Annotated in this window: 23 protein-coding genes; 11 read left to right on the top strand and 12 right to left on the bottom strand. The window is 69.6% G+C overall.

Going from position 1 to position 26,039, the window contains the following annotated elements:
- The first annotated feature begins 476 nt into the window (after window positions 1–476).
- Window positions 477–1,022, top strand: a complete 546-nt coding sequence (locus OHA73_RS30830) for a hypothetical protein (protein ID WP_266714842.1) — start codon at window positions 477–479, stop codon at window positions 1,020–1,022.
- A 231-nt stretch (window positions 1,023–1,253) separates the two neighbouring features.
- On the opposite strand, the gene OHA73_RS30825 is transcribed toward OHA73_RS30830, so the two are convergent.
- Window positions 1,254–1,898 (bottom strand): hypothetical protein, encoded by a 645-nt coding sequence (locus tag OHA73_RS30825; RefSeq protein ID WP_266714841.1) that lies wholly within the window; start codon window positions 1,896–1,898, stop codon window positions 1,254–1,256.
- Between the two features lie 14 nt (window positions 1,899–1,912).
- On the bottom strand, window positions 1,913–2,266 hold the full coding sequence (locus OHA73_RS30820; RefSeq protein WP_266714840.1) for a hypothetical protein: 354 nt from the start codon (window positions 2,264–2,266) through the stop codon (window positions 1,913–1,915).
- A gap of 486 nt (window positions 2,267–2,752) precedes the next feature.
- On the opposite strand from OHA73_RS30820, the gene OHA73_RS30815 reads away from it, so the two are divergent.
- Window positions 2,753–3,130 (top strand): hypothetical protein, encoded by a 378-nt coding sequence (locus OHA73_RS30815; protein WP_266714839.1) that lies wholly within the window; start codon window positions 2,753–2,755, stop codon window positions 3,128–3,130.
- A 66-nt stretch (window positions 3,131–3,196) separates the two neighbouring features.
- Here the strand turns inward: OHA73_RS30815 and OHA73_RS30810 are convergent, their stop codons facing one another.
- From OHA73_RS30810 to OHA73_RS30795, 4 genes are all read right to left on the bottom strand, one after another.
- On the bottom strand, window positions 3,197–3,832 hold the full coding sequence (locus OHA73_RS30810) for a hypothetical protein (RefSeq protein ID WP_266714838.1): 636 nt from the start codon (window positions 3,830–3,832) through the stop codon (window positions 3,197–3,199).
- A 5-nt stretch (window positions 3,833–3,837) separates the two neighbouring features.
- Window positions 3,838–4,194, bottom strand: coding sequence for a hypothetical protein (locus OHA73_RS30805; protein ID WP_266714837.1), 357 nt, complete (start codon window positions 4,192–4,194; stop codon window positions 3,838–3,840).
- Window positions 4,195–4,250: 56 nt separating this feature from the next.
- Window positions 4,251–5,507: a WXG100-like domain-containing protein gene (locus OHA73_RS30800; RefSeq protein ID WP_266714836.1), complete on the bottom strand. Its 1,257-nt coding sequence runs from the start codon at window positions 5,505–5,507 to the stop codon at window positions 4,251–4,253.
- A gap of 94 nt (window positions 5,508–5,601) precedes the next feature.
- Entirely contained in the window at window positions 5,602–5,940 is a 339-nt protein-coding gene (locus OHA73_RS30795) for a WXG100 family type VII secretion target (RefSeq protein ID WP_266714835.1), read from the bottom strand.
- Window positions 5,941–6,242: 302 nt separating this feature from the next.
- Between OHA73_RS30795 and OHA73_RS30790 the strand changes: the two genes are divergently transcribed.
- The 3 genes from OHA73_RS30790 (at window position 6,243) to OHA73_RS30780 (ending at window position 8,571) form a co-directional block, all read left to right on the top strand.
- On the top strand, window positions 6,243–6,830 hold the full coding sequence (locus OHA73_RS30790) for a hypothetical protein (RefSeq protein ID WP_266714834.1): 588 nt from the start codon (window positions 6,243–6,245) through the stop codon (window positions 6,828–6,830).
- Window positions 6,831–6,980: 150 nt separating this feature from the next.
- A complete protein-coding gene (locus OHA73_RS30785; protein ID WP_266714833.1) occupies window positions 6,981–7,586 on the top strand; it encodes a hypothetical protein in 606 nt (201 codons plus the stop codon).
- Between the two features lie 241 nt (window positions 7,587–7,827).
- Complete coding sequence (locus OHA73_RS30780) at window positions 7,828–8,571, top strand: sporulation protein (protein ID WP_266714832.1); 744 nt, start codon at window positions 7,828–7,830, stop codon at window positions 8,569–8,571.
- Window positions 8,572–8,679: 108 nt separating this feature from the next.
- Here the strand turns inward: OHA73_RS30780 and OHA73_RS30775 are convergent, their stop codons facing one another.
- The 3 genes from OHA73_RS30775 to eccE form a co-directional block, all read right to left on the bottom strand.
- Window positions 8,680–10,626, bottom strand: coding sequence for an AAA family ATPase (locus tag OHA73_RS30775; protein WP_327656647.1), 1,947 nt, complete (start codon window positions 10,624–10,626; stop codon window positions 8,680–8,682).
- 1,092 nt (window positions 10,627–11,718) lie between these two features.
- Window positions 11,719–13,386, bottom strand: coding sequence for a hypothetical protein (locus OHA73_RS30770; RefSeq protein WP_327656646.1), 1,668 nt, complete (start codon window positions 13,384–13,386; stop codon window positions 11,719–11,721).
- Window positions 13,386–14,789, bottom strand: a complete 1,404-nt coding sequence (eccE, locus tag OHA73_RS30765; RefSeq protein WP_327656645.1) for a type VII secretion protein EccE — start codon at window positions 14,787–14,789, stop codon at window positions 13,386–13,388. Before eccE ends, OHA73_RS30770 begins: the two co-directional genes overlap by 1 nt.
- A 258-nt stretch (window positions 14,790–15,047) precedes the next feature.
- Here eccE and eccB point away from each other — a divergent pair, with 258 nt between their 5' ends.
- From eccB to OHA73_RS30740, 5 genes are all read left to right on the top strand, one after another.
- Window positions 15,048–16,550 (top strand): type VII secretion protein EccB, encoded by a 1,503-nt coding sequence (eccB, locus tag OHA73_RS30760; protein ID WP_266714828.1) that lies wholly within the window; start codon window positions 15,048–15,050, stop codon window positions 16,548–16,550.
- 42 nt (window positions 16,551–16,592) lie between these two features.
- Window positions 16,593–17,840: a type VII secretion-associated serine protease mycosin gene (gene mycP, locus OHA73_RS30755; RefSeq protein ID WP_327656644.1), complete on the top strand. Its 1,248-nt coding sequence runs from the start codon at window positions 16,593–16,595 to the stop codon at window positions 17,838–17,840.
- A gap of 129 nt (window positions 17,841–17,969) precedes the next feature.
- Complete coding sequence (locus OHA73_RS30750) at window positions 17,970–18,359, top strand: hypothetical protein (protein WP_327656643.1); 390 nt, start codon at window positions 17,970–17,972, stop codon at window positions 18,357–18,359.
- Between the two features lie 14 nt (window positions 18,360–18,373).
- Entirely contained in the window at window positions 18,374–19,963 is a 1,590-nt protein-coding gene (locus OHA73_RS30745; protein ID WP_327656642.1) for a WXG100 family type VII secretion target, read from the top strand.
- 87 nt (window positions 19,964–20,050) lie between these two features.
- Entirely contained in the window at window positions 20,051–21,439 is a 1,389-nt protein-coding gene (locus tag OHA73_RS30740; protein ID WP_327656641.1) for a S8 family serine peptidase, read from the top strand.
- 66 nt (window positions 21,440–21,505) lie between these two features.
- Here OHA73_RS30740 and OHA73_RS30735 read toward each other — a convergent pair whose 3' ends face one another.
- Window positions 21,506–22,471, bottom strand: coding sequence for a collagen-like protein (locus OHA73_RS30735; protein ID WP_327656640.1), 966 nt, complete (start codon window positions 22,469–22,471; stop codon window positions 21,506–21,508).
- A gap of 180 nt (window positions 22,472–22,651) precedes the next feature.
- On the opposite strand from OHA73_RS30735, the gene OHA73_RS30730 reads away from it, so the two are divergent.
- On the top strand, window positions 22,652–22,951 hold the full coding sequence (locus OHA73_RS30730; RefSeq protein ID WP_266714822.1) for a DUF397 domain-containing protein: 300 nt from the start codon (window positions 22,652–22,654) through the stop codon (window positions 22,949–22,951).
- Here OHA73_RS30730 and OHA73_RS30725 read toward each other — a convergent pair.
- Together OHA73_RS30725 and OHA73_RS30720 are read right to left on the bottom strand one after the other, a co-directional pair.
- On the bottom strand, window positions 22,948–23,880 hold the full coding sequence (locus OHA73_RS30725; RefSeq protein ID WP_267069019.1) for a serine/threonine protein kinase: 933 nt from the start codon (window positions 23,878–23,880) through the stop codon (window positions 22,948–22,950). The two genes, OHA73_RS30730 and OHA73_RS30725, sit on opposite strands and share 4 nt — an antisense overlap.
- Window positions 23,881–23,940: 60 nt before the next feature.
- Complete coding sequence (locus OHA73_RS30720) at window positions 23,941–26,037, bottom strand: serine/threonine-protein kinase (protein WP_267069020.1); 2,097 nt, start codon at window positions 26,035–26,037, stop codon at window positions 23,941–23,943.
- Window positions 26,038–26,039: the final 2 nt, after the last annotated feature.

The raw sequence follows: 26,039 nt of genomic DNA, 5'->3' as shown, positions 1-26,039 counted from the left end.
CCCGGGCCCACGGGCGCAGATGTCCGACAAGGCGACCCTAGTGATCCCGACACACAGGACTCGCCCCGAAGCGCGGGTCTTCACCGGCTCCTCGCACGATTGCCATGTACCCGCGGTAGCGTTCCGCGACCGTCCACAACCGCAATCGCAAGGCGCGGGGAGAGCCGTACCGCGTTCCGTCCGGCACAGGGGGAATCACCCGAACGATGTCCCACTACCAGCAGCAACCCAACCCGGGTGGGCACCCGCCCCCGCCGCCGGCCCCCGGGGCGTATCCGCCTCCGCCACCGGCCCGAGGTGGGTACCCGTATCAGCAGCAGCCCGCTACCGGGCCGTACCCGCAGCAGGGACCTCCCCCAGGTCCGTATCAGCAGCAACCTCCACGCGCCTACCCGCCGCCGCAGGCACCCGCGTCCGCGCCCATACCCCCGAAGCACCAGGTCCCGTTCAGGGCACGCCTCACCGGCGTCTGCGTCATGGTCGTCACGCTCATCGCCGGCGGCCTCTTCGCCTGGCAGGCCATGTACGCCGCCGGGTTGCGTGGAACGCACGGCGAGTTCACGGTCTCCCAGTGCTCGACGCAGACCGTCAGTTACCGCTCGCACGGCAAGCACCGCACCCGTGAAGAGGTGAAGTGTTACGGGTCGTTCAGCGCGGACGGCGGCAAGGGCAGCGATCCCAACGCCTACCTCGAGCCGTCGTCCTCCCACTCCGCAGGCACGAAGATCTCGGTGACGCAGACGGACTCCACCTCGACGGTGGAGAGCCGTCAGTTCTCGTACGTCGAGGCCAGCGCCTGGAACGGCGGGCTGATGTTCGCGTTCGCCTTCGCCTGGCTGATCGGGACCGCGCTGGGCGCCTTCATGACGGTGACCGGCCACACCGGCAGGCGCAGCAGGGTGTCGTACGGCACCGCGTGGCGGTCCACGGCGGGCGGCCCGACCCGGCCGATCCTCTTCGGCCTGGCCGCGGTCGGGGCGCTGGGCGTGGTGGTGTCGTTGCTCTTGGGGCTTGTGCTGTAACCGATGCTCGTCATACCCGCGGGCCAGTACCCACACGATGTCGGGTACGGGCCCGCGGCACATTGTTGACGGGTCCCGCGGCCTCAGCCATACAGGGGCGACACGACCATGTAGTGGTCGACGGCGCGTTCGCACGACTGGACGCGGAACCCGGAACGTGTCGGGGTGTGCCGAGACGGTCACATGCCCGTCGAGGACACCGGCCCCGGCGAGCCCGAAGAAGAGCTCACGTCACGCGCCGCCCGCCAGCCAGCTCCCGACGAACAGCACCGGGCACAACACCGTTACGACGACGAGGATCGGCAGCGCCGGACCGCGCTCATGCCGCACCACATGCCAGCCCTCCTCCAACGTGACCCGTCCGAAGCGGCGTTCCCGTTCACGCCAGACGCCGATGAAGGGGCCGTAGTGGAGGGGCGGCCGCGGCTGGTAGCCGGTCAGCAGGAAGAACGCACCGACGAGCCACAGCAGGTCCGTGAGGCCGAGCCAGAAGAGCGCCCTCGACAGCTTGCCCGTGGTGAGTTCGCCGTCGTCCGTGGCCGTGTAGCCGTCGTCCGTCTTGAGCGCGGGGAGTGCGGCGTTCGGGATGGCGTCGCGGTCCGTCGCCAAGGTGGCGCCCTGCGTCTTCTCGCCCGTCGCGTCGTCCTCGAAGGTGCCGGTGCAGGTGTAGCCCGGGTCGGCGGGCTTGCACGACTGCACCACGACGGATCCCGGCCGCGCCGAGACCGTCACGTGGCCGTCGAGGTACCCGACGCCCGCCCAGGCCGTAGCACCCCCGATGACCACGATGGCGAGGCCGACCATCCAGCCGAACATGCGCCGGAAGATGTAATCGCGCCGAGCCACGTACTGGTCGGCGGCCCCCGTTGATGTCACGTCGGATCCCGCCCTCAACGAATCCTGCCGTCGCGCCCGGGCGCGTTCTTCGGGTCCTCGTCCGGGTCGTAGTCCCGGACCTGCTGCCGCTCCTGCGGCGACATGTTCCGCCACTGCTCGCGCATGCCGGCCAGCCCGTCACCCAGGGCACGGTGCCCGGACGACGAGTCCAGTACGTCCTTCAACTCCATACGTCCACCGAGGAGTTGACGCGCGAGGTCCTGAAGCGCGGGCGGCGCGTCCTTCATGTCACGGACCTTGCGCAGCGACGCGGTCAGGTGCTCGTTCTGCTCCTCGGTGAGGTTCTTGTCCTCGATCGGGTACTCGCGCTCGCCCTGCGGGCCGTATCCGTTTCCACCACTACTCATGGCGTGGTGCCCCCTAGCTGTGTGTCATGTGTACGTGGCGAAGCGCCTTCGTCATTGGCCTCCGATTCCCGGCTCGGGCGCGAGCTCAGGCCCGGTGCATCGCGTCCCGTACCCTAACGGACCGGGCGTTCGGGCCCGCGATCGTAGGCTCCTCCCCCCACACTCCCCACACACCGAAGGTCGGTATTTTTCGTGAGTCAGTCCCTGAAGCCGCAGGCGAAGACCCGCTTTCGGGATCGCGGCGCTCTCGGATTCGTCTTCATTGCGGCGTTCGTCATGTTGACGGCCTGGTTCTCGTTCCAGGCCGCCTATTCCAGCGGGCACGTCGGAACTGGCGGGACATTCACGGCGAGTTCGTGCGAGCAGAGCTTCAGCAGGACACCCGGCGGCAGTTCCCGAAAGAACGGCTCCACGCACGAATTGCAGGTGACGTGCAACGGCGCGTTCCGCCCCGACGGAAGTACCTCGGGTGCCACATCCGTCCGTATGACGCTGCAGCCCGGGGACACCCCGGTCTCAGACGGCGACACCTATCTCCGCGCTCTGATGAAGACCGGAGGCAAGGGCACGGAGCTGCACACTGCCCGCCTGAATCCCGACTCGGCCCTCGGAAACTTTCTCGGCGAGTTCAACACGTCGAATCCGGAGAAGACGGAGCAGTCCGCGTTCATGGCGCTGGGCGGCCTCTTCTTCCTTGCGGCCGGGATCTTCTGTCTTCGGGCGGACTGGCCGCGAGGCGGCGGTGGAAGCGCCCCGCTCAAGGTCGCCTGGAGTCGGAGCATCGGCCCCGGCACGCGCGGCACGGTGATCACGGTGGCCTCCGCCGCCGTCGTCGGCATCATCCTGACGAAGATCTTCATCTGACCTGGCACACACGTGGGCCCCGAGTCGATTACGACTCGGGGCCCACGGCGTTGCTGCGCCCGCGCGTTACGCGAGGGACACCACCAGCGGGCCCGTCACCAGCAGCACCAGCCCCAGGACACAGAAACCGACAATCGACCAGAGGAGCGGCGCGCGGGAGCGCACGACCTGCCACGCCTCTCCGAAGGAGACGCGCCCCCACCGGGACCAGCCGGCCAGCCGCGGCGGACGCGGCGTATATCCGGTCGCCAGGAAGAAGATGCCGATGCCGACCATCAATGCGGCCGCGCCGAACACCATGGCCGCCCCACCGAGCATCCCCGTGGTGACCTCGCCCGGATTGTCGTACGAGTAGCCGCCGTCCGGCATCCTGTACACGGGCGCAAGGCCGCCCTTGAACTGCTCGAAGTGGGTCACGAGGACGGCGTCGTCGAAGATCCGTTGAGCCCCGCCGTCCTCCCGGAAGGCGCCCGTGCACCGGTAGTCGTCCCCAGCGGGCGCACACGCGGAGAACTTGAACACGCCGGGCGCGCCGTCACCGCCCTGAGGAGTGACCTGCCAGCCGACCCAACTGCCCGCGGAGACCAGGATCTTGACGGCGAACACGACGAGCACGGCGCCGACGATCCAGCCCGTCCCACGCCGGTACGCGAACGACCGTCGGGCCCGATGGCGCTGCCAGGCCTCGCTGTTGGTAGTCACAGTTATTACCGGATCCTGCCGTCGCGCCCGGGCGCGTTCTTCGGGTCCTCGTCCGGGTCGTAGTCCCGGACCTGCTGCCGCTCCTGCGGCGACATGTTCCGCCACTGCTCACGCATGCCGGCCAGCCCCTCGCCCAGGGCACGGTGCCCGGACGACGAGTCCAGTACATCCTTCAACTCCATACGCCCACCGAGGAGTTGACGCGCGAGGTCCTGCAGCGCGGGCGGCGCGTCCTTCATGTCACGCACCTTGCGCAGCGACGCGGTCAGGTGCTCGTTCTGCTCCTCGGTGAGGTTCTTGTCCTCGATCGGATAGTCGCGCTCACCGAGCGCGTCGAAGCTGTCTCGGTTACCGGTACTCACAGTAAGACCCTCCTCCGGGGGGGGGTGGTGGCGGTGGGACGCCGTTCGACGGTTGGTCAGCCGAACACGGTGCGGACGCGATCGCCTTCATCGAGCTTCTCGTAGTCGGGTTCGTTCGCAGAGCCCTGACGGGGCTCTTCCGGCTGGGCTGTTTCCTCGCCGGAACCGGATCCCGACTCCTGGTCCGAACCGGACCCGGCTTCCTGGTCCGAACCCGATCCGGACTCTTCCGACGAGCCGGACTCTTGCGACGCACCCTCACCAGATCCCGAACCTTCACCGGACCCCGAGCCCTCACCCGTGCCGGACTCGTCGCCCGAACCAGACCCAGATCCCTCACCGGACCCCGAACCCTCACCCGAACCAGACCCGGAACCCTCTCCGGACCCCGAACCCTCACCCGTGCCGGACTCGTCGCCCTTCTTGTCCGTGACGTTGTCGAAGAGCTCACCGGCTCCTTGAGTCATCTTCCGCGCGCCGTCGAAGTCGCCGTGCGCCACATCGATAGCGCCCTCGACAACCTTCCCGCCCGCCTTCGTCTCAAGGTGGTAACCCTTACCGTCGTCGTCCTGCTCGAACTCGCCGGCGACCTTGCCGAGGACCGGATTGGCCGCGGAGACCCCGAGCGACGTCAGGCTCTCGCCCCAACCGGCACCCGCACCGAACTGGTGCTTGATGCCCTGGGTCCCCAGCTCGCTGACCACCGACTTGGCGATGTCCTTACCCAGGTCCTTCGCCAGGTCGACGGCCATTTCCTTGGTCTTGATGACGGCCTTCTCCTTGACCGCCTTCAGGACTTCCTGCTCGATCTTCTGGGCCGCCTCCGTCAGGGCCCGCTTGACCATGAACCTGATCATGGCGACCCGCCCGGCAAGCGCAGCCTCAGAGGCGCCGAGGGTGACAGGTGCGGACGCCTGGGCGATGGCGAACTCGATGGCCAGGTCGATGAGCTGGACGATGACGTAGATCTTCAGGGCGATCACCGCTGCCGCCGCGACATCGAGCATCACCCCCAGCACATCGCCCGCGCCGGCGAGACCGTCCAGGTAGCCGATACCGACGCCACCGACACCGAGGCCATTCTCGGAGAACTTGCTCCAGTGCTCGAGGAAGGCATCCGCGGCCTCACCCCCGTGCGCCTGCCGCACGTACTCCGCGGCCCGATTGCCCTCTTCCTGGTAGTCGCGCGCGGCCTGCCCGAAATCGAGCCATTCCTGCGCGGCCTGCATGATCAGGTCCTCGTCGAGGTTCGGCCACTCAAAACCCAGCAGGTCGAGAACCCAGTCGAGCTCACCAGGCAAAACGATGGACACGGTACTTTCCCCTCAAGACACGGCGTCGCGCTGCGACAAAGAATGCGGATGGATCACACGCGCCCGGCCTGCGGGACGGGCGCTCGCTGCCTGCTCAGCCGCGACTCTGCTGAGCCGCCTGCATCAGCGCGCGATGGTGCTCCTGCTCCGTCTGGTCGTAGCCCTCGGCCACGGAGTCGAGATTCTTACCGATGTCCTTGAGAGCCTCACCGAGGTGTTCGAGCGAGTCGCGGATACCGGCGCTCACCGGTTTGTACACATCGATGATGGGGCTCGCGAGCTCGACGTCATCGTCGCCCCACGCCTTCTCCAGGCGGTCGACCTTGTCCTTGAAGTCCTTCGACTTCGAGGCGAAATCCGAAGCCAGCCGATCAAAGGACCGGGCCTGTGCCTTCAATACATCCGCGTCGACATCGAAGCCTGAGCCCGCCATGCCTTCCCCCTGCTCTCCTTGACCGTAGGGTCCACTTCCGGAACCCAAGCCGGTACATTAGTCGACCGCCATCACAGGCAGCGCAGGGGAAGCACCACCTTCACACGACGCCCGCACCCCGCTCACCGCGGTCCGCTAGCGTTCAGCTGCCCGCGGGCGGTCAACGCGCCGGTCCCCCGACCACCCGAATCAGCCCCTACGAAGGCCAGCTTCTTGTGAGTTCCCCCACCAAGTCACGTACGACAACATCAGAGGACGAACGAAATATCGTCGGTGTCGCTCTGATAGGGATCGCGCTGATCATGATCGCGTTCTGCCTGTTCCTGGTGGGCTACGACAGCGGTCATGTGGGAACACGCGGGAAGTTCACCGCCACGTCGTGCGCCCGCGAGCAGATCGCACCCGCTCACGGCCACACGACGAGCGTCAACAAGGATCTCGAGGTGTTCTGCCGGGGGACGTTCCGGTCCGACGGCGGGTCCGACAAGGGCACGTCCACCACCATCAAGTTGACCCGTGACACGGCGCCCGCCGGTGACGGCGATGCCTACCTCAGCCGTCTCCTCGACTCCGGTGGCAAGGGGACGAAACTGACGGTCGGACGACTGGACGGCGGGGGGTTCCTCGCGAAGTTCCTGGACGAGTACCACCCCGCCAACTCATCGGCGACGGCCCGCTCCGCCGCATTGGTCTCCCTCGGAGTGGCGCTCCTCGGGCTCGGGGCCTTCGCGCACTTCGCCAACTGGCCCCGCCCCCGCGGCAAGTCCCCAGCCCTCTCCGCCTCCTGGCGACAGGACCTCGGAACCGGCACGCGCGGCGTCGTGACGAGCCTCGTAGCGGTCGGCGTCGTGGGCGTGCTGGCGTCACTGATCATCATGCTCAACGCCTGACTCCGAACGAACCGTCCGGAGCCGGCGGATGCTGCCCCTCCGTCTCCGTCCTCTCCCCTGGGGGTCCCCTTGAAGTCGTCAGCACCGATGCCACAGCCACCGCAGCCGTCCGCACGGACTGCCGCGAACGCGGGCAACACCGTGTCGTCCGTGATTCCTCCATCCCCCATCGGGCGCGCGTTCGGAATCGTGCTCGGAGTTGCGTCGATCATCGCCATCTTCCTCACGTTCTCCCACGCCACCACGGCGACCGGCCTCTTCGGCACACCCGGCAAGTTCACCGTCACCAAGTGCGTCGCCGAGTACACGTCGCACGCCTCCCGCAGCGGCGGCGGCCACGGAGGGCAGTCCTTGAAGAGCGCCACCTGCACCGGCAGCTATCGCTCGGCCGACGGGAAGATCACGGACAAGGAAACCGAGATCACGCTCCACGGCGGTGACGACGGTGCCTATGGCGTCATCTACGACAACCAGCCGAGCCTGGCCGCCAACCGATCCAGCAGCGGCGAGCTCTCCGTCACGAACCTCGTATCCGTCGCCAACAACCTGTGCGTCGCGTTCTTCTGCCTCATCCTGCTCGGCTACAGCATCACGTGCGCCGTCGCCGGCTCTTTCCCCAAGAAGGGAATCGGGCCGAGCCACAACGAAGCGACCCGGATGGAGCCGCCGCTCGTTAAGGCCACAGAGGAATGGCTGTGGGTGATCGGTGGGGTTGGGCTGCTGGGCGCGATCATTTTCCGGATCGTGCTCTGGTAGACCTTTCTCCGGTGGGGCCTCGAAGACCTTTCCACCCGCCTTCATCCCGAAGGTGTAGCCGGATACGCCGAACCCTGCCCTGGTGGCCTGGGTCGTAGCCTCCTTGGCGACGGACCTTCTGCTCTGAACATCCGTACGGCAGCGCCGCATCGCAGTGCGACGTTAGGGTTCCCCGGCGGGCCCGGGGTGGGTGCCTGGACGGTCCAGGTGACGGAGCCGGCGGCCCGGGGAGTGGGTATTCGTGGCTTTTCGGAAGTTCCTCAGTTCGCTCGGTGTCGGTGCGCCCGAGGTCGAGACCACGCTCAGTGCGAGCGCCGTACGGCCCGGGGATCAGTTGCACTGCAATGTGCAGCTGAAGGGCGGCTCCGTGGACATCGAGGTGGAGCGGGTCCGGATCGAGATCGTCACCCGGTTCGAGGACCGGGAGGAGACCGAGACCCTGTGGAGCAACCCGGGTGTCGTCAAGTCCCTTGTGCTCGGCGAGAAGTTCGAGCTCAAGGCCGGGGAGACGAAGGACGGCCAGGTCTCGTTCGAGGTGCCGTGGGAGACCCCGTTGACGCACGTCCTCGGTGGGCGGCCGCTCAAGGGGGCGCGGGTCGCGGTGCGTACCGAGCTGACCGTCGACAACGCCGTGGACCGCGGTGACTTCGACGAGATCCAGGTGCACGCGCTGCCGGCGCAGGACACGCTGCTGCAGGCGTACGCCAACCTCGGTTTCCGCTTCGACGAGGCGGAGGTGAAGAAGGGGACCCCGAGCGGCGGCCGGAACTCGCAGACCGATTACTGGCAGGAGATCGAGATGTGGTTCCCGTCGGACTACCGGCGGCCGGGCGGGCAGTTGGAGACGGTGTTCGTGGCGCGCCACGACTCGCTCGACCTCATCACCGGCCCGCACGGGCCGTACCCCTTCTCGTACAGCAACATCGATCTGCCTGCATGGACCGCCTGGCTCGATCAGCATCTGCGGGCCACCTTCCAGCGGTGAACCCGTGAACCCGTAAACCCGTGAATCCGTGAACTCGTAACCCGTACGAGGGAGGGCCCCCGTCCGCGTCGGACGGGGGCCCCTCTCTCGTACTTGTACTGCTGTCGCCTACTGCGGCGGCTGCTGCGTCGTCCAGCCGGACGGCAGGCCGCCGCCACCCGGCTGCTGCGGCGGCTGTTGCTGCGGCTGCTGGGGGGGGGCCTGGGGCGGCTGTTGCTGCTGCGGGTAGCCGTAACCCTGCTGGCCCGGCTGCGGGGCCGCCGGGGGCTGCTGCCCGTAGCCCTGCTGCTGCGGCGGGAAGCCGGCCGGGGGCATGCCCGGCTGCTGGCCGCCGTACATCCCGCCCGCCTGCATCTGGGACTCGGCGCGCTGCGCGAAGTCCTCGGCGATCAGCGCCGCGATCTCGAAGTACGCCTCACGCGTCTTCGGGCGCATCATGTCGAGGTCGACCTCGGCGCCCGCCGCCAGGTGCTCGTCGAACGGGACGACGACCACGCCGCGGCAACGCGTCTCGAAGTGGCTGACGATGTCGTCCACCTTGATCATCTTGCCGGTCTCGCGGACACCGGAGATGACGGTGAGGGAACGCTGGACGAGGTCCGCGTACCCGTGCGCCGACAGCCAGTCGAGGGTCGTGCTCGCGCTGGACGCGCCGTCCACCGACGGGGTCGAGATGATGACCAACTGGTCGGCCAGGTCCAGGACTCCACGCATCGCGGAGTAGAGGAGACCGGTACCCGAGTCGGTGAGGATGATCGGGTACTGCTTGCCCAGGACGTCGAGCGCGGAGCGGTAGTCGGCGTCGTTGAAGGACGTCGAGACGGCCGGGTCCACGTCGTTGGCGATGATCTCCAGGCCGGAGGGGGCCTGCGAGGTGAACCGGCGGATGTCCATGTACGAGTGCAGGTGCGGGATGTTCTGCACCAGGTCGCGGATGGTCGCGCCGGTCTCGCGGCGTACGCGGCGCCCGAGGGTACCGGCGTCCGGGTTGGCGTCGATCGCCAGGATCTTGTCCTGACGTTCCGAGGCGAGGGTCGCGCCGATCGACATCGTCGTGGTCGTCTTGCCGACGCCGCCCTTGAGGCTGATCACCGCGATCCGGTAGCAGGACATGACCGGCGTACGCATCATCTGGAGCTTGCGCTGCCGCTCGGCCTCTGCCGCCTTGGCGCCCAACTTGAACTTGCTGGGGCCCTTGTTGTTGTTCTTGCGCTTCGGCTGGTTGCGCAGGAGACGGTCCGAGCTGAGCTCGACCTGCGCGTTGTAGCCGAGCGGGGCGCCGGGCGCCGAACGCTGCTGGCCCGCACCCGGGTCCCAGCCCGCGCGCGGGTCGACGGCCGGCTGCGGGTACGCGTTCGGGGCGGGAGCCCCGGGAGCGGCCTGCTGACCCGGAGCCGGCTGACCGGGGGCCGGCTGGCCCTGCTGGGGCGGCTGGCCGTACGGGCCCTGCGGCGCGGGCGGCGCCTGGCCCGGCTCCTGACCGGGAGCGGGCTGCGGCTGGGCCGGGGGCTGCGGCTGCTGCTGGCCCGGCTGCTGCGGCGGGTAGCCGTAACCCGGCGCCGGCGGCTGCGGATAGCCGTAACCAGGGGCGGGCGGCTGCGGCGCCTGCTGACCAGGAGCGGGCTGCTGCGGCGCGGACTGCGGATAGCCGTAACCATCGGCAGTGGGCTGCTGCTGCGCGGGCTGACCATAGGGACCCGGCTGCTGCGGAGCGGCGGGCTGGCCGTACGGGCCCGGCTGTTGAGGAGCGGGCTGGCCGTACGGACCCGGCTGCTGCGGAGGCATCGGCTGGCCGGGCTGACCGGGAGCGGGCTGCGCCTGGGGCTGGGGCTGGGCCGGAGGCTGCGGCTGCGGCTGGCCCGGCTGCTGCTGCGGCGGGTAGCCGTAACCCGGCGCCGGCGGCTGCGGATAGCCATATCCAGGGGCGGGCGGCTGCGGCGCCGGCTGACCGGGAGCCGGCTGCGGCGCGGACTGCGGATAGCCGTAACCATCGGCAGTGGGCTGCTGCGGCGCGGCCGGGGCCGGCTGACCGGGAACCGGCTGCTGCTGCGGCATGGGCTGCGGATAGCCGTAACCACCGTCGGCAGGCGGCTGCGGCGCGGGTGCACCAGGGGCCGCGTGCGGCGCGGTCGGAGCGGGGGGCGCCGCCGGAGCGGCACCATCCGCAGCCGGCAGAGCGCCAGGCGCGGCCGAACCGGCAGGCGCGGCCGCCTGGTTCACGTCGGGCGCGCCCCCGGACGTCGCGGTCTCGGACGTCGCCGTCCCGGAGTCCGCTCCGTCACCGGTGTCGTCGTCATCGTCATCGTCGTCGTCCCCCCACAGGTCGCCCGTGGGGTCGACGGTCCCGGACCGGCGGCTCGACGCGGCGGGATCGGCTTCGGCAGCAGGAGGAGCCGGCGGCGCGGCGGGAGCAACCGGCGGCGCGGCCGGAGCAGCCTCCCCCGCACCCGTACCCGTCGTACCCCCGAAAGTCGGGAACCCAGGAGCGGCCGGCGGCGGCGCAGACCCCTCGGACGGGGGACCCGGCGCGGGCGGCGGCGGAGTCGCGCTCCCCCCTGCCGTGTCGGACGAAGGGGGCGCGGGCGTGCCGGACGGCGGCGTCGCACCCGATGATTCGCTTGGCTGCGCGTACCAGGACGGCGCGTCGAAATCGAGCCGGAACTCTCCCGTCAGCTCCGTCTCGATCGAACCGTCGCCGGGTTCCGGGTTCCGCTGGTCCCGGTCACTGGTCACTGTGCCTCCTGGTCTCTGCTGTGCACCTGAACGACCGGTTCCGGCGGGACCTGGTGTGGGTCGCTCGTCGTCGCCCCCGACCGTCGCGGCGGCCCCGCGTCACTTGCGTCTCAGCCGTTCGTCCGGACAGCGTAAACGGTTCGGGGCGGCCTCCGTAAAGGCGGTACTTGTCACGTACCCGTCGGTACACGTCGCGTACCCGCTCTCCACGGGGCCACCCCACGCCTCTTCGGGACCACCCGCCGCACGCCGGAGCCCGCCGGCGTCGCACGCCTGAGTCCGACAGGCGTTACACACCTGAGTCCGGCGGGCGTCGCACGCCTGAGTCCTACGGGCATCGCACGCCGGACTCCACCGGACATCGCACGCCGGGGTCCGCCGGGCGTCGGTCCATCCGGCGCGGGCCGCCGGGTGTCAGTCCATCCGGCGCGGGCCGCCGAGCAGTCCGGTCTCCGGTTCCGTCGGCTGCACCATCACGAACTGTCGCTTGTCGCCCGCGATCCACAGCATCGTCGCGTCGCTGAGCGTCGGCAGCGTCTGGGTGAGCTGCTCGGGAAGGCGCAGCACCCGGCCGATGGCCTCGGCCTCCTGCGGGGAGAGGTTCTGCAGTCCGATGACGTCGGCGCGGGCGAGCAGCCGCGGCGCGCGCGGGCCGAGGAACGGCACGACGGTGAGCGTCGACTGCCAGGGCGTCGGCGCGATCTGGGAACGCCCGGGCTGTGCGCCCAGGTCCCGTACGACGAGGACCGGGCTCGCCACCGACGCGCCCTGCGCGGCCATCTGGCGCGGCTCGTACACCGAGACGCACTGCAGTCCGCCGCCCGCGGCCTGCGCCATCGGCGCCCACGCGGCGGGCCGCACGGACTCGACGGCGATCCGGGCGCCGATGGCCGCGGTGCGCAGCGCGATGATCTGCGCGGTCCACATCGAGCCGACGACGAGGATCTCGCGGGGCTTCGGCCGCAGCACGTCGAGGACGGCCGGGCTGCCCTGCGGGTCTACGCCGATGACGACACCGTCGTCACCGACGCTCACGCCGAGCGAGCCGAGCGACTTCTTCGACATGACGTGCCGACGGCGGCGCGGGCCGCGCAGCCCGTAGCCGGGGCTGGTGAACTCCTCCTCGAACTCCGCGAAGTCGTCCTCGTGCGCGGGGTCGTCGGGGAGCGCCCGGTGCGTGGGCCGGCCCGAGCCGACCTCCGGCGCGGGCGCGTACGTCATGGTGGCGCCGGTGGCCGCGGGGGCCGCCTGCTGCGGCACCTGGGCGATGCCGCCGACGACACCCTGGGACGGGTCCTGCGGCTGCAGGTCCGGGTGCTGCTGCGCGTACTGCTGCTGGGCGGCCGCCTGCTGCTGGGCCGCGAGCTGTTGCTGCTGCGCCATCTGCTGCTGGCGCTGCTGGTCCTCCCACTCGCGGCGGCGCGCCTCGGCCTCCTCCGCGCGGCGCTGCTCCTCCTGGTAGCGGACGCGCAACTGCCGCTGCTCTTCGGCGTGTTGGGCCGCGACGGCCTGCTGCTGCGAGGCTTGCTGCTGGGCGGCGGCCTGCTGCTGCGCGGCCTGTTCGGCGGCCGCCTGCTGCTGCGCAGCCTGCTCGGGCGTGGGCTGCGGGTAGCCGTAGCCGCTCTGGTCCGGGGTCGGCTGCTGCTGTTGCTGCGGGTAGCCGTAGCCGCCGGCCTCGGGCGTGGGCTGCTGCTGCTGCTGCTGCGGATAGCCATAGCCGCCCGCCTCAGGCGTCGGCTGCTGCTGCGGGTAGCCGTACCCACCGGCCTCCGGCGTCGGCTGCTGCTGGGCGGCCGCCTGCTGCGCCTCCCACTGCCTGCGCCGCTCCGCCGCCTCAGCGGCACGGCGCTCGTTCTCCGCGTGCTGCTCGGGCGTCAACTGCTGCTGTTCCTGCTGTTGTTGCTGCTGCTGTTGCGGGTAGCCGTACCCACCGGCCTCCGGCGTCGGCTGCTGCTGGGCGGCGGCCTGCTGCGCCTCCCACTGCCTGCGCCGCTCGGCCGCTTCCGCGGCCCGGCGCTCGTGCTCGGCGTGCTGCTCGGGCGTCATCTGCTGGCGGGGATCCTGGTTGCCGGGGGTGCTCATCAGCGCGTGCCTCCGAGAGGAAGGGTGGCGAGGAGGCCGGGGAGCTGTTCCCGGTCGAGTCGGACGAGGCCGGCCTTGAGGCCGGAGGCGGCGCGCTCGAGTTCGCGCTTGGCCTGACCGAGTTCGTTCTCGCTGCGCGCCGAGAGGCGTACGTGCCCGCTCACCGCGACGTCCTCACGGCCCGCGCGCGCGAGGGCGACGCTGAACGTCGTCGCGAGCGTACGGGTCGTGGACAGGCCGGACGCGAGCGCGCCGAGCGGCGTGCCACCGCGACCGAGCTGCGGCCACGTGCCGATCCAGTACGAGGCGTGCCACCGGTCGTCGCACCGCCAGGCGCGCACGCTCTCCTCGGTGCGCGGACCCGAACGGCCCTGCTGCGACTGGGCGTTGAGGTTGGCGCGCGGGTTGACGCAGGTCGCGACGGAGAGCGCGGAGAGGACGGCGTTCTCGTCGAGGACCTCGGCGACGAAGCCCTGTCCGTTGAGCCGGCTGATCAGCTGGTCGGCGGCGCGCAGCAGGGCGCGCTGGGCGCCGCGCAGGTCGCCGCCACGGGCCTCCACTGCTTCCGGGCACAGCTCGGGGTCGAGCTTGAGCGCCACCCATGTCATCCGCACCGCGGGCGTTCCGGCCTGCGCCTGAAGCGCGGCGTACGCCTGCGCGGCGAGGGCCTGCGGCGGCAGGTGCGGGGCGGGCGCGGGCTGGGTGTACTGCACCAACTGCACCGATTCGAGGTGAATGTCCTCGACGTCGAGGGTCTCGGCGAGCAGCTCGACGGGCAGCGGCCGCGCGTCACCCTGCGGGCGCAGCGGGCCGGGCGCGGAGTCCACCTGAACGAGTGCCGTCAGGAACGAGCCGTCGCCGACGAAGCCGACGAGGCGCCGGTCCCGGGCCTCGTACTCGTACGTGCGCAGGCTGGGGTCCGCCTCGAGGAGCGGCGCGAAGCCGCTGTCGATGTCGGCGGGCGGCGGCCCGTTGAAGGCGCGGCGGCGGCGCTTGAGGGCGCGGCCGATCGCCATCCACTCGGGAAGCGGGTGGCGGCGGCGCCGGCCGAGCTGAAGGAAGACGAGCAGCCCACCGATGACGGCGGCGGGCAGCATCAGCACGGCCTTGATCGCGGCGGCCGCCACGACGAGCGCCAGCGCGATCTCGATGATGACCAAGTGGTGCGTGCTGATCGGTCCGAAGCTGCCGATCTTGCGAGGCAGCTTGGGCCTCGCCGGACCTGCGGCCTGCTGCTGCGGCGGCGGAGCGACCTGCGCGGTACGGCTACCGCGTCCGCCCTGCCCGCCCTGCCCGCCGGGTCGGCCGGTGGGGCGGCCGCCGGAACGGCCCCCTCCGCGGCGCCCGTTCGGGGCCGGTCGCCCCTGATTGCCACGCTGTCGGGTCCTGCTGGCGCTGGACATCCCCCGCCCTGCTCCTTCGCTCGCTGCTGTGATGATTCGTGATGGCCGGCTGGGTTGAATCGGTCGGAATCGGACCGCCCCGGGGCCATCGGGACCCAACGTCGGCTGGCGCGTGGAAAAACCGTACCCGTACGCTACGGCCCGATCACCACACGGCATAGTAGAGGCCCGTGCGGCGCATGCGCCGGGGGTGGTCGAGAAGTGGACCCGCAGCAATAGTCCAGCACGGTCCAGCGAGGACGGGGAGAAAACGTAACGATGGCATCACGTCGTGATGAGCTGAATGCCTACAATTTCGCACGCAAGCGGACCGTTGCCGCTTTTCTCAAACCACTCCCCAATGGATCGGTGGACAGCGCCCCGCGGCCGCTCAAGCACGCGGTCCCGGGCATCGTCATGGCCGTGGTCGTGCTGGCGGGCTTCGGCGCCTGCGGCATGATCAGCCCGGTGGCGCCGAAGGGTTGGGACACTCCCGAGGCCGGGATCATCGTCACGGATCCGTCGGCGACGCGGTACGTCGTACTCAAGTCGGACAAGAAGGATAAGAACGGCAAGGACAAGCCCGTTCTGCATCCCGTCCTCAACCTCGCGTCCGCGAAGCTTCTGTTGAACCCGAAAAACAGCGGTGAGGGTTCCGTGAAGACCGTCAAGGAGAAGTTCCTCGACGAATCGAATATCGCCCAGGGTTCGATGGTCGGAATTCCGTACGCCCCCGACCGAATGCCGAACGACAAGGACGCGGGCACGGCCAAGGCGTGGGCGCTGTGCCAGCAGGCGATCGGCGGCGCCGACGCGATGTCCACGTCCACGCAGCAGACCGTCTTCGTACTCGACAAGGACGACGCGAAGAAGGTCTCGTCGAAGGGCTCCGGCAAGCTGGACTCCGGCAAGGCCCTGTACGTCCAGGACGAGGCCAGGACGCCGTATCTGGTGAGCAACAAGGGCGTCGCGTACAAGCTCGCGGGAAGCCCCGCCCTCAGCCTCGACCAACTCGTCCGCACGCTCTTCGGCGACCACGCCAAGCCGCGCACCGTCACGGACGATTGGCTCGGCACGCTCACCCAAAGCCCAGCGCCGATCTCGGCGCCGTCCGTGCCGGGCGCCGGCAACTCCTCCAGCGCAAGCGGCGTACCGCCCAAGTACCGCACCACAGGCACACTCCTGCAAACCAACGGCGGCCAGCACTACCTGGTCGAGCAGAACCGGGTCATTCCCGTCACCGACTTCCAGACGGCCCTACTCAGGGAAACGCTTAGCGGCAACGCCCGGATCGCTACGATCACGCAGGGCGAATTGACCCTGGGCAAGGGAAGCCTGACGGGCGGCGACACCTGGCCCACCCAGGCCGTCTCGCTCGCCAACGGTGGCTCGAACGACACCTCCTGCTCCGTGTACAACGGCGGCAAGGCCAGCAACCTGTCCGCCTGGGCCGGCTCCTCCCTGCCCATCACTTCGGTCGCGTCGAGCGCGTCCTCGTACGTGAGCCCGGGCAGCGGCCTGCTCTACCAGGAGGAACAGGGCGAGTCCGCCACCGGGTTCAACTACCTGGTCACCGACACGGGCCTGCGCTACTACCTTCCCGTCAACAACGACTCCGGCAAAAACGGGTCGGGCTCGGACAAGGAAGAGGTCGGCAAGGCGCAGATCCGCCTCGGCTACGAGAAGACGAGCAAGGTATCGGTGCCCGCCCAGTGGTCCAAGCTCCTGCCGTCCGGGCCCGACCTGACGACCACGGCCGCCAAGCAGACGCAGAACTCCTGACGCCGAACTCGTAACGCAGAACTCATAGGGGGAACAGAGACCGTGGCACCCACCGTGGCATCTACTGCTGTCGCGCGCCGCACGGCGGCGGCGCTCGCGGCGACGGCCGCACTCGCCTGTCTGACCGCGACCCCCGCGGTCGCCGACGACGGCACCCAACTGGCCTCCACGGACTGCCAGTTCGGCGGCAATGTCATCAAGGGCACACCGTGGTCGCTGCAGCGCGTCATCTCGGAGCAGCTGTGGGAGGGCAAGTCGCTCAAGGGGGACGGCGAGACCGTCGCGGTCATCGACACCGGCGTCGACACGAAGAACCAGCAGCTGGCGGGGAAGGTCCTCGGCGGCAAGTCGTTCGCGAAGGGCTCCAAGGCGACGACCGACGGTGTCGGCCACGGCACGAAGGTGGCCGGCATCATCGCGGCCTCCCCGATCGCCGGCTCGGGCTTCCACGGTCTGGCCCCCCACGCCAAGATCCTGCCCCTTCAGACGAGCACGGCGGAGGAGGGCGGCAACCTGGCGACCATGATTGATGCCATCAACGCTGCCGTCTCGGGCGGCGCCAAGATCATCAACATCTCGCAGGGCACGACGGCGAACGTGTCCAAGCTCGGCCCCTTGCAGGCCGCGGTGAACAACGCCGAGGACAAGGGCGTCCTCATCGTCGCCTCGGCCGGCAACAGCGGCGCATCCGGCAAGGCCTCCGACACCTACCCGGCGGCCCTCAAGAACCCCAACATCCTGTCCGTCGCGGCCTCCGACCGGAACAACGAACGCGCCCCGTTCTCCACGCCGAACAAGCACGTGGACATCGCGGCCCCGGGCGTCGACATGGTCTCGACCGTCCCCCAGGGCGGCCAATGCGTCGACCAGGGAACGTCGTTCGCCGCCCCGTACGCGGCCGGGGTGGCGGCCCTGCTCAAGCAGAAGCACCCCAGCTGGAAGCCCGAGCAGATCATCTGGCACCTCGAGGACACCGCTTCGCGCTCGCACGCGTACCGCGACAACAACATCGGCTGGGGCGTCATCGACCCCGTGGCCGCCGTCAAGGACGAGACCGCACCGACCGAGCAGATCACCAACGAGAACCTACAGGGCGCGGCGGGCACGAACGCCGGCGGCGGCGAGAAGATCACCGCCGCGCAACTGACCCTGGGCGAAACCCCGGCGGAGCGCAACTCCCGCTACGGCACGTACCTGGTGATCGGCGGCGGCATCGGCCTCGCGGTGATCGCGGCGGGCGCGATGGCGCGGCGGGACTGGTTGCGGCGGCGGGGCGAGGACGTTCTGTGAGGGAACCTGTGTTGAACTTGTGAGTTCGGCGCGTCTCAGGCGATTCTTGAGGTAATCACTGCGCGTCCAACTACACGCGGCACAACAGAACTTCAGAGTTACAGAAGAAAACGGGGAAGGCGGCCTGCGATGGCTGACGGGTACGAGGTCGATCTCGATGCCCTTGACCAGGTGGTCAAGGAACTGAACCAGGTCCTGGCGGACATGGGTGGTCCGAAGCGGAAGGCGACGTACTCGACGTACGTTCCGAGTGCAGCGCTGGGGGACTTCGATGAGGCGCGGAAGTTGGCCACCGCGCACGATGACATGAAGACCCGCATCGAGAAAGACATGATCGAGAAGATCGAGGGTCTGATCGACAAGTTCGGCCAGAAGACACGGAAGGCCCACGGCGCATACCAGGACGCCGAGGCCGACAACTCGGTCAAGGAAACGAACGGCGGCGCTCGCGGCTCGTACCAGGATGCCGAGGCCAACAACACGGGCGGTGGCTCAAACGTCGCCAACCGCAACGCCTGAAGGGGGACGGCGAGATGACGGGAAGCGCACCAACGGGCGGCCGAGGCGAGGGTGCCTCGGGCAGGGGCTTCGACACCCCGTTCAACACGAAGGACCTCGACACCCTGAAGAGCATGGTGGCCAATGCCAACCCCGGGCTCCTGAGGGAGGTTTCGCAGGCCTGGAAGGACGTCCACGAAGACCTTGTCGGTCCGGACGGGGACGGCGGCGTCCTGCAGCAGTTCAACAATGCTGTGAAGAAGGTCCTGGAGAGCTGGAAGGGGAACTCCGCCGCGAAGTTCGCGGAGGAAGCCGGCAGGATCAGCAAGGAGATCGCCGGAGGTGGCAGTTCAGCGAAGCTCACCTCGGATGGGATGTTCGATGCCGCGGACAGGCTCGACGAGGCCAAGACGGCGGTCGACGACCTCGACGTCAGCTGGTGGGACGAGGCGAAGGACTCCGTCAGCGACTACTTCGGCAGCATGAACTCCTCGGATGTAGCCGCGGTGCTGGCTGCCCCTAGTACCTACGGCGCTACCGCCGCGGTTTCCTTCCTCAATAAAATGAAGGCGGCCGATGCAGCCCAGAGCAGCATCGACGCGGACATCGCCTCCGGGATGGAAACCTCCAAGGTCATCCAAACGTGGAGTGGCAGCATGAGCGCCAAGCGGGAGGCGTCGCTGCAGGCCGCTACGAAGCTGGAGGGGTTGGCGGCGTCCTACACGTCGACATCGTCGCAGTTTGACCAAGGCGGTGGCACAGGTCAAACCTTCCAGCCGCACAACGTGGACATCGGCGGCGGCCCTGGCAACGTGAATGTCCCCAGCAGCGGCGGAACCAACCCGAGCATTCCTGGTGGCACCGGTATCGGTAGTGGCGTCGGATCCGGCAAGGGCATCCCGCACTTCGACAACAACGGCCTGAAGTCGCCCACCACTTCAGGTGGCGGCATTCCGGACGCCTCCCAGATCGGTACAGGTCTCGACAGTGCCGCCCCCAACATCGGTACCGGCTCGGGCTCTGGCCTCGGGGCAGGCGGCGGCATCGGGGCGGGTGGCGGCATCGGCGGCGGTGCAGGAGCCGGTGCGGGCGGTGGCATCGGCGGCAGCATGGCCGGCGGTCTCGCCGGTGGTATGGCCGGCGGCGCGGCTGCTCTGGGCCGCGGAGCCGGTGGTGGCGCGGCCGGACGTACAGGTTCGGGAGCGGCGGGCCGAGGCGCGGGCGGAGCTGCCGGCAAGGGCGCCGGCCGCGGCATGGGCGGCATGGGCGGTGGCGCCCACGGCGCGGGCGGAGCCGCCGGCAAGGGCGGCGCGGGCAGGACGGGCGCCTCCGCACGTGCGAAGGGCGGCGTCGTCGGCGGAGCGAAGGGCAAGACCGGCGGGGCATTCACCCCTGGCGGTTCGGGGCTCCGCAATCGTGGCGCCGGCGCGGGCGGTACCGGCGCCGGTGGCAAGGGCCAGAACGGCCGCAGCGGCTTCGGCCCTGCCGGGGCCGCCGGCGGACGCGGCGCCGGAAAGCAGCGCGGCGAGGGTGGCAACAACAGCCGTCTTCCTGACTACCTCTCCGAGGACAAGGAAACCTGGACGCCCAAGGACCGTAAGGCCAACCCGCCCGTCATCGAATAACGAGATAGCGTTCACGGGGCCCACGACCACCCGGTCGCGGGCCCCACGTACGACAAGCACGAACCCGATGCAGAAAGGTGTCAGAGCATGCGCTTCGCGCACAGGACGCTCCGCACAATCGGTGGCGCAGCCATGGTGGGAGCCCTGGCGCTCGGCACCGCGTCCACCGCTTCGGCGGACGCGACCAGAAACAACCAGTGGCAGAACAAGGCGTTCGACATCGACGCCGTCCACAAAGTCGCCACCGGCAAGGGCGTCACCGTCGCCGTACTCGACGACGGCGTCGACGGCACGCACTCCGACATGACGGGCAACGTGCTTGCAGGCAAGCGCTGTTCGGACGGCAAGCCGGCCAACGAGGAGAAGCTCGACGATCACGGCTCGGGCATGGCCTCGCTGATCGCGGGCCACGGCCACGGGGCTGGGAACAGCGAAGGCGTACTGGGCATCGCTCCCGACGCGAAAATCCTGCCAGTGGACATCTTCTCCTCCGAGGGCCGCGGCTTCGGCAAGGACCAAAAGACTGCCTGCGAATGGGACGAGGCGATCCGCTACGCCGTCGACCAAGGCGCCGACGTCATCAGCATCTCCATCGAGCAACAATACGCAGACGAAATCGACAAAAAGGCCATCGCCTACGCGCTCGCCCACGACGTCGTCGTCGTCCAGGCGTCCGGCAACGATGGCGTCGAGGAGAAGCGCGGCCTCGGCTCCGTGCCTGGCGTCACCCAAGTCGGCGGTTCCATCCAGAACGGAACCCCCTGGGAAGACGAGAACTACTCCAAGAAACTCATGTTCACCGCCCCCGCCAAGGACATCATCGTCGCCACCAGCAATGGCGGTTACCAGGCCGACGGCAAGTTCGTCAGCGGCGACTACGTCACCGGCGACGGCACCTCAATGTCCGCCGCCATCGCCTCCGGCACCTTCGCCCTCCTCAAGCAGAAGTACCCGGACTACACCCCCGGCCAGCTGGTCAACCGTGTCATCAAGTCCACGTACATCGCCAAGGGCGTCGACAAGTCGAAGCTCCCGGACGAATACCACGGCTACGGCGACCTGAGCCCGCTCAAGGCCCTCACCGCCAACATCCCCAAGGGCGGCGCGAACGGCCCCTGGGACCTGTCCGCACTCCCGAAGGCTTCGGGTGACAAGGCTGGCGCGTCCCCCTCCCCCGCCACCGGCAACGCCTCCAACTCGTCGGAGGACGACAGCTCCAACATGCTGCTATACGTCGGCATCGGCATCGCCGCGCTCGTAGTCATCGTGGTGGTCATCGTCATCGTCGTCGTCTCCCGCAACAAGAACAACCGCGGTGGCCCCGGCGGCCCGGGCGGACCCGGTGCCCCCGGCACCATGCCCCCGCACGCCTACCAACAGGGCGGCTACCAGCAAGGCGGCTACGCGCCCCCGCCCCAGCAGCCCGGCCCCTACGGCCAGCAGCAGCCCCCGCAGTGGGGTCCCCCGCGCCAGTAGGCACCTGACGCACCGAGGCCCGTGACCATCCACCTGGTCACGGGCCTCACGTCTGCACCTGCGCGTCTAGTTCTCGACGCGCATTGCGGTGCGGATGTTTCCCGTGAGCTCCGCCGAGTCCTCCTTCGACACCGGGAGAGTCCCGTCGTACGGAGTGACCACTCCGACCGTCGAATAGTCGGCCCAACCGCACACCGTCGTCTCAGTGGCCGGGTTGTCGTCGTCCCAACTGTCCACCTTCAAGCCCGCGCACCTCATCACCGCGCCGCCTTCGAGCGAGTCCGCCTCCGTGTCCTCCGGCACGTCCAGCGACGAGACGACGTGGCCGGGGGCCTTGTCCGTGGCCTCGGTGAGCTTGTCCTCCACGAGGCCGAAGTAGTAGGACAAGGCCAGCTCGGGCTTGCGGAACTCGCCGTAGGCACCGGTAACCGAGAACCGCTTGCCGTTCTGCGCACGCTGCAACGTGTCCTGGGCCGCGTCCGGGTCAGGGGTGTCGACGTTGTCGAGGAGCTCGTCGGAGTAGCTGGCGGCGATCTCCGTGGGCTTCTCCATCTCGTGCCACTTCAACACCTTGGGGTCTTCCGACGAGAGGTGCGGGTCCGACTCGTCGCCGGCGCGGTAGTACGTGGCGAACGACATCGTCGACGGCGCCGTCAGCTTGTGCGGGCCGTCGTCGTCCGGGCCCTGCGCGTCGCGGATCCAGAACAGACCGAAGCCGATCAGCGTCATCAGCGCCGCCCCGCACGCAACAAACACCAAGGTCTTCGCCAGACCGCCGCGGCGTGACGGCGGCGGGTAACCACCCGGCTGCTGCGGGAACCCGTAACCGCCGAACTGCGGCTGCCCCGGCTGCCCGTGCGGACCCGGCTGCCCATACGGACCCGGCTGCTGCCCCGGTTGCCCGTACGGTCCAGGTTGCCCTGGCTGTCCGTACGGCGGAACCGGCGGCTGCCCGTACGGTGCCGGCTGCGCGCCGTAGGGCCCCGGTTGTTGGGGGCCGCCGGCGTACGGGCCCGGATGGTTGCTGCTCACTGCTGGGGTCCTCCCCGTGCTGATGCGTCAGGACATCCTCCCGGACACACGGGACCCGTGGGCCCATCGGACCGCTTCCTCCACCAAAGAGTCCCGTTCCAGCGGCTCACCGTGGTCGACGGTCAACTTTCACTAAGCTGAGCGTGGTTACCGCAGGACTACGGAAAGGGCTGATGCGGCGTGGGGACCACAGGCGAGACGCCGGAGGAGATCGAGGCCCGTAAGGAGCGCGAGAAGAACGAGTTGTACGCGCTCGACATCTCCGGCGTCACGTGGGAGAGCGCGCCCGGTACCGAGCAGGACGAGGAGCGCGTCGAGATCGCGAAGCTGCCGGACGGCGCCGTGGCGATGCGTTCGTCATTGGAGCCGGAGACGGTGCTGCGGTACACCGAGGCGGAGTGGACGGCGTTCGTACTCGGTGCCAGGGACGGGGAGTTCGACCTGGAGTCGGCTCCGCGCAATGGCGGCGGCGAGGCCTAGTACCCGTACGTGCCCGGTGCCGTCGTCGACGACGGCGCCGGCATCTCCGCGTCCAGCACCGACGCCGCCTGGTGTGCCAGCGCCGCGACCAGGCGGGCCGGCAGCCAGCCGGGCGTGAGGAGCGTCGAGGCGTGGTCGGTGGCGCCGAAGCCGACCGGGTGGCGGGCTGCCCCAGCCGTCAACTCGCCGACGACATCTGCCAGTTGGGGCCGTTGTACCGGGTCACGCGACAGGCATCTGCTCACCAGTGAGCGTAGTGACACCGGGAGTTCGTCCCGCTCGGGGACCGTGTGGCCCGTCGCGGCGTACGCGAGTGTCGCGCCCAGTGCGTACACATCGCCGAGCGGGCGCGGTTGTCCGCCCGCCAGTTGTTCCGGGGCGAGGGCCGTGCCGTCGATGCCCGGCAGGTCGCGACGGAGCGCTCCGTCGGGTGTCGCCGCGCGTACCGCGCCGAAACAGTCGAGGCGTGGGCCGTCGAAGGAGAGCAGTACCGCCGCCGGGGAGATCCCGGCGTGGACGAGGCTCTGGCCGTGGATGACGGACAGGGTTTCGGCGAGTGCGACTCCCAGGGCGCGTACCGTGCGCTCGGGCAGCGGGGCGCCGAGGAGAGCGAGTGCTGTCGGTAGGGGGAGTACGGGGACGTACGGGCGTGCGTGCCAGGGTGACCCGCCGGGCGGCGCCAGTTCGGTCGTCGGCAGCGTCCAGCTGCCCAGCAGGTAGCGCGCCGCGTCCGCTTCCGCCATGAAGCGGTTCGGGTCGACGCCGGGGGCGGGGGTGCTGAGCAGGACCGTGCGGTCACCGTCGGCGGTTCGGGCGATGTGGCGGGCGGAGGGCGTCCTGACCTTCCGGTCGATGGAGTCGATGGGATCGATGGACGTCAGCAGGAGGTACGGGCCTGCCTGCTGGACCCCGCCTCTGGTGCTGTGCACGTGTCCCCCACTCCCCCCATACGAACAGGGCCACTGCCCTACCGCCGACCCTACCGCCGCTCAGAACACCGACAGCGCCTGCACCGTGCTGTCCATCAGCAGGAAGACCCGGTTCCCACCGGCGGCGAGCTGCGTGTAGTGGGGTCGCGGGTACCTCGTCGTCCAGACGTTCTTGCCGTCCTTCTGCGGGATGCCCTTCAACTGGAGTTCGCCGATTCCGTCGCCGTCGTCGACGGACCAGATGCTCGTGCCCTGCGTGAGCACGCGGCTGGTCGTGGACGGGCCGACCGCGAACCACTCCTGTTCGCCGTTGGCCCGGTTGTGGCACCGGGTGACGTCGACGGCGTTGGCGTACACCTTGTTCCCGCGCACCTCGGGCGGTCCCCACTTGCTGTACACGGAGTTGGTGCCGCCGAGCTGGAACGTGCTCCACTCCCGGTTTCCGTCGCGGAGCCGGTAGGCCTCCAGGGTCTTGTTGTTGAGGTAGACCATGCCGTCGGCGATGGCGGGGCGGACGACCGACTCGGATTCCTCGGACTGCTGCCATGCCGTACGGCCGTCGCTGGTGCGCACCGCGAGCACCGTGCCGTCGGTGGACGGGACGACGAGGACGCCCCCGCCGACGGCGGCCGGGCCGTGCAGCTTCTTGCGGAACTTCGCGGGCACGGTGACCGTCCACCGCACCTCGGCGTCCTCGCTGTTGACGCAGCGCAGCCGGTCGTCCTTCGTGATCATGTAGACCGCGTCGGCGCCGGCGGCGAGCAGCGTCTCCGCCTCGGCCTGCTCGCACGTCCACTTCGCGGCTCCGGTGGAGGGCACGAAGGTGTGCAGCGTTCCCTGTTCGTCCGCGCCGACGACGAGCCGGTCGGCCAGCGACACGTAGCCGGATCTCGCCCGCAGGCCGTCGGCGGACCAGCGCTGCTTGCCGTTCTTGACGCCGTACGCCCCGATGCCGCCGGAGCCGAGCGCGAAGACCAACACGTCGCGTACGGGCAGCAGTTCGGGCGAGGTGGCGTCCGCCGTGGTGACGGACCACAGCTTCATGGACCCGCCGTTCTCGGAGTAGTCGTCGGCAGGCTTGGATTTCAGCGCCTGTACGGGGGTCCTGACCGCGGCCGGGACGTCGAACAGGGCGCTGTCGGGGCGCGAGCCGTACCACCACGCGGCCGTGCCGCCGCCCACCGCGGCGACAGCGCCTCCGACGCCGAGCGTCGCCAGCAGGCGTCTTCGCGACATGGCGGGCTTCTGCGGCTGCTGCGCTCCGCCCACGATGGTGGTCGCCAGCTGCCGGGCCCCGGTCTCCCGCTCGGTGATCGCGTCCGCGATGGAGCCGCGCCGCCAGGCCTTCTCGGCGCCCTTGGGCGGCCGCATCGCCCCGGCGATCTGGGCGGGGGTGGGACGGTGGGTCGGGTCCTTGGCGAGGCAGGGTGCGATGAGTGCCAGCAACTCCGGGTTCATTCCCTGGAGTTGGGGCTCGCCGTGGACCACTTCGTACTGCACGGCCGCTACGTGCCCGCCGTCGAACGCGCGCCGTCCGCTGGCCGCGTACACGAGCACCGCGCCCAGCGAGAAGATGTCGGCGGCCGGGGTGACACGGCGGCCGAGCACCTGCTCGGGGGCCCCGTACCCGGGGGTGACCGGCACTTCGCCCGTCGTGGTGAGGGTCAGTCCGTGCTCGGGGCGGGCGATGCCGAAGTCGATGATGCGCGGGCCCGTCGACGTCAGCACGATGTTCGGCGGCTTGAGGTCGCGGTGGATGAAGCCCGCCGCGTGGATGTCGGCGAGGGTGTACGCGAGGGAGGCGGCGAGGGCGCGCAGCGCGGGCTCGGCCAGCGGCCCGTGTGCCTCGACGGCCTGGTCGAGGGTGAGTCCCGCCAGGAACTCGGTGGCCATCCACGGGCGGCCGCCCTCGGTCCACGCGCCGAGGACGTTCGCAACTCCCTTGCTGCGTACGGCTTGTGCGGCCTGCGCCTCGCGGACGAACCGCTGGGCGAGGTTCGTGTCGTGGGCGAGTTCGGGCTTGAGCACCTTGACCGCGGCGAGCGTCCCGGCGCCGTCCTGACCGACGTACACCTTCCCCATGCCGCCCTCGCCGAGCACGCCGAGGACGCGGTAGGGACCGAGGCGGAGGGGGTCGCCGATGCCGAGGGGTTTCATGT

The sequence above is a fragment of the Streptomyces sp. NBC_00483 genome, from assembly GCF_036013745.1.
GTDB lineage: Bacteria > Actinomycetota > Actinomycetes > Streptomycetales > Streptomycetaceae > Streptomyces.
Note: the sequence above shows the minus strand (reverse complement) of the source record. Positions and strands in the feature narration are given on the sequence as shown.

Coding starts and splice junctions, on each gene's coding strand:
- OHA73_RS30815 (WP_266714839.1), top strand. CDS start 2,753: ATGACGCTGCAGCCCGGGGACACCCCGGTCTCAGACGGCGACACCTAT.
- OHA73_RS30790 (WP_266714834.1), top strand. CDS start 6,243: ATGATCGCGTTCTGCCTGTTCCTGGTGGGCTACGACAGCGGTCATGTG.
- OHA73_RS30740 (WP_327656641.1), top strand. CDS start 20,051: ATGCGCTTCGCGCACAGGACGCTCCGCACAATCGGTGGCGCAGCCATG.
- OHA73_RS30750 (WP_327656643.1), top strand. CDS start 17,970: ATGGCTGACGGGTACGAGGTCGATCTCGATGCCCTTGACCAGGTGGTC.
- OHA73_RS30775 (WP_327656647.1), bottom strand. CDS start 10,626: ATGCCGCAGCAGCAGCCGGTTCCCGGTCAGCCGGCCCCGGCCGCGCCG.
- OHA73_RS30770 (WP_327656646.1), bottom strand. CDS start 13,386: ATGAGCACCCCCGGCAACCAGGATCCCCGCCAGCAGATGACGCCCGAG.
- eccE (WP_327656645.1), bottom strand. CDS start 14,789: ATGTCCAGCGCCAGCAGGACCCGACAGCGTGGCAATCAGGGGCGACCG.
- eccB (WP_266714828.1), top strand. CDS start 15,048: ATGGCATCACGTCGTGATGAGCTGAATGCCTACAATTTCGCACGCAAG.
- OHA73_RS30745 (WP_327656642.1), top strand. CDS start 18,374: ATGACGGGAAGCGCACCAACGGGCGGCCGAGGCGAGGGTGCCTCGGGC.
- OHA73_RS30820 (WP_266714840.1), bottom strand. CDS start 2,266: ATGAGTAGTGGTGGAAACGGATACGGCCCGCAGGGCGAGCGCGAGTAC.
- OHA73_RS30795 (WP_266714835.1), bottom strand. CDS start 5,940: ATGGCGGGCTCAGGCTTCGATGTCGACGCGGATGTATTGAAGGCACAG.
- OHA73_RS30720 (WP_267069020.1), bottom strand. CDS start 26,037: ATGAAACCCCTCGGCATCGGCGACCCCCTCCGCCTCGGTCCCTACCGC.
- OHA73_RS30830 (WP_266714842.1), top strand. CDS start 477: ATGGTCGTCACGCTCATCGCCGGCGGCCTCTTCGCCTGGCAGGCCATG.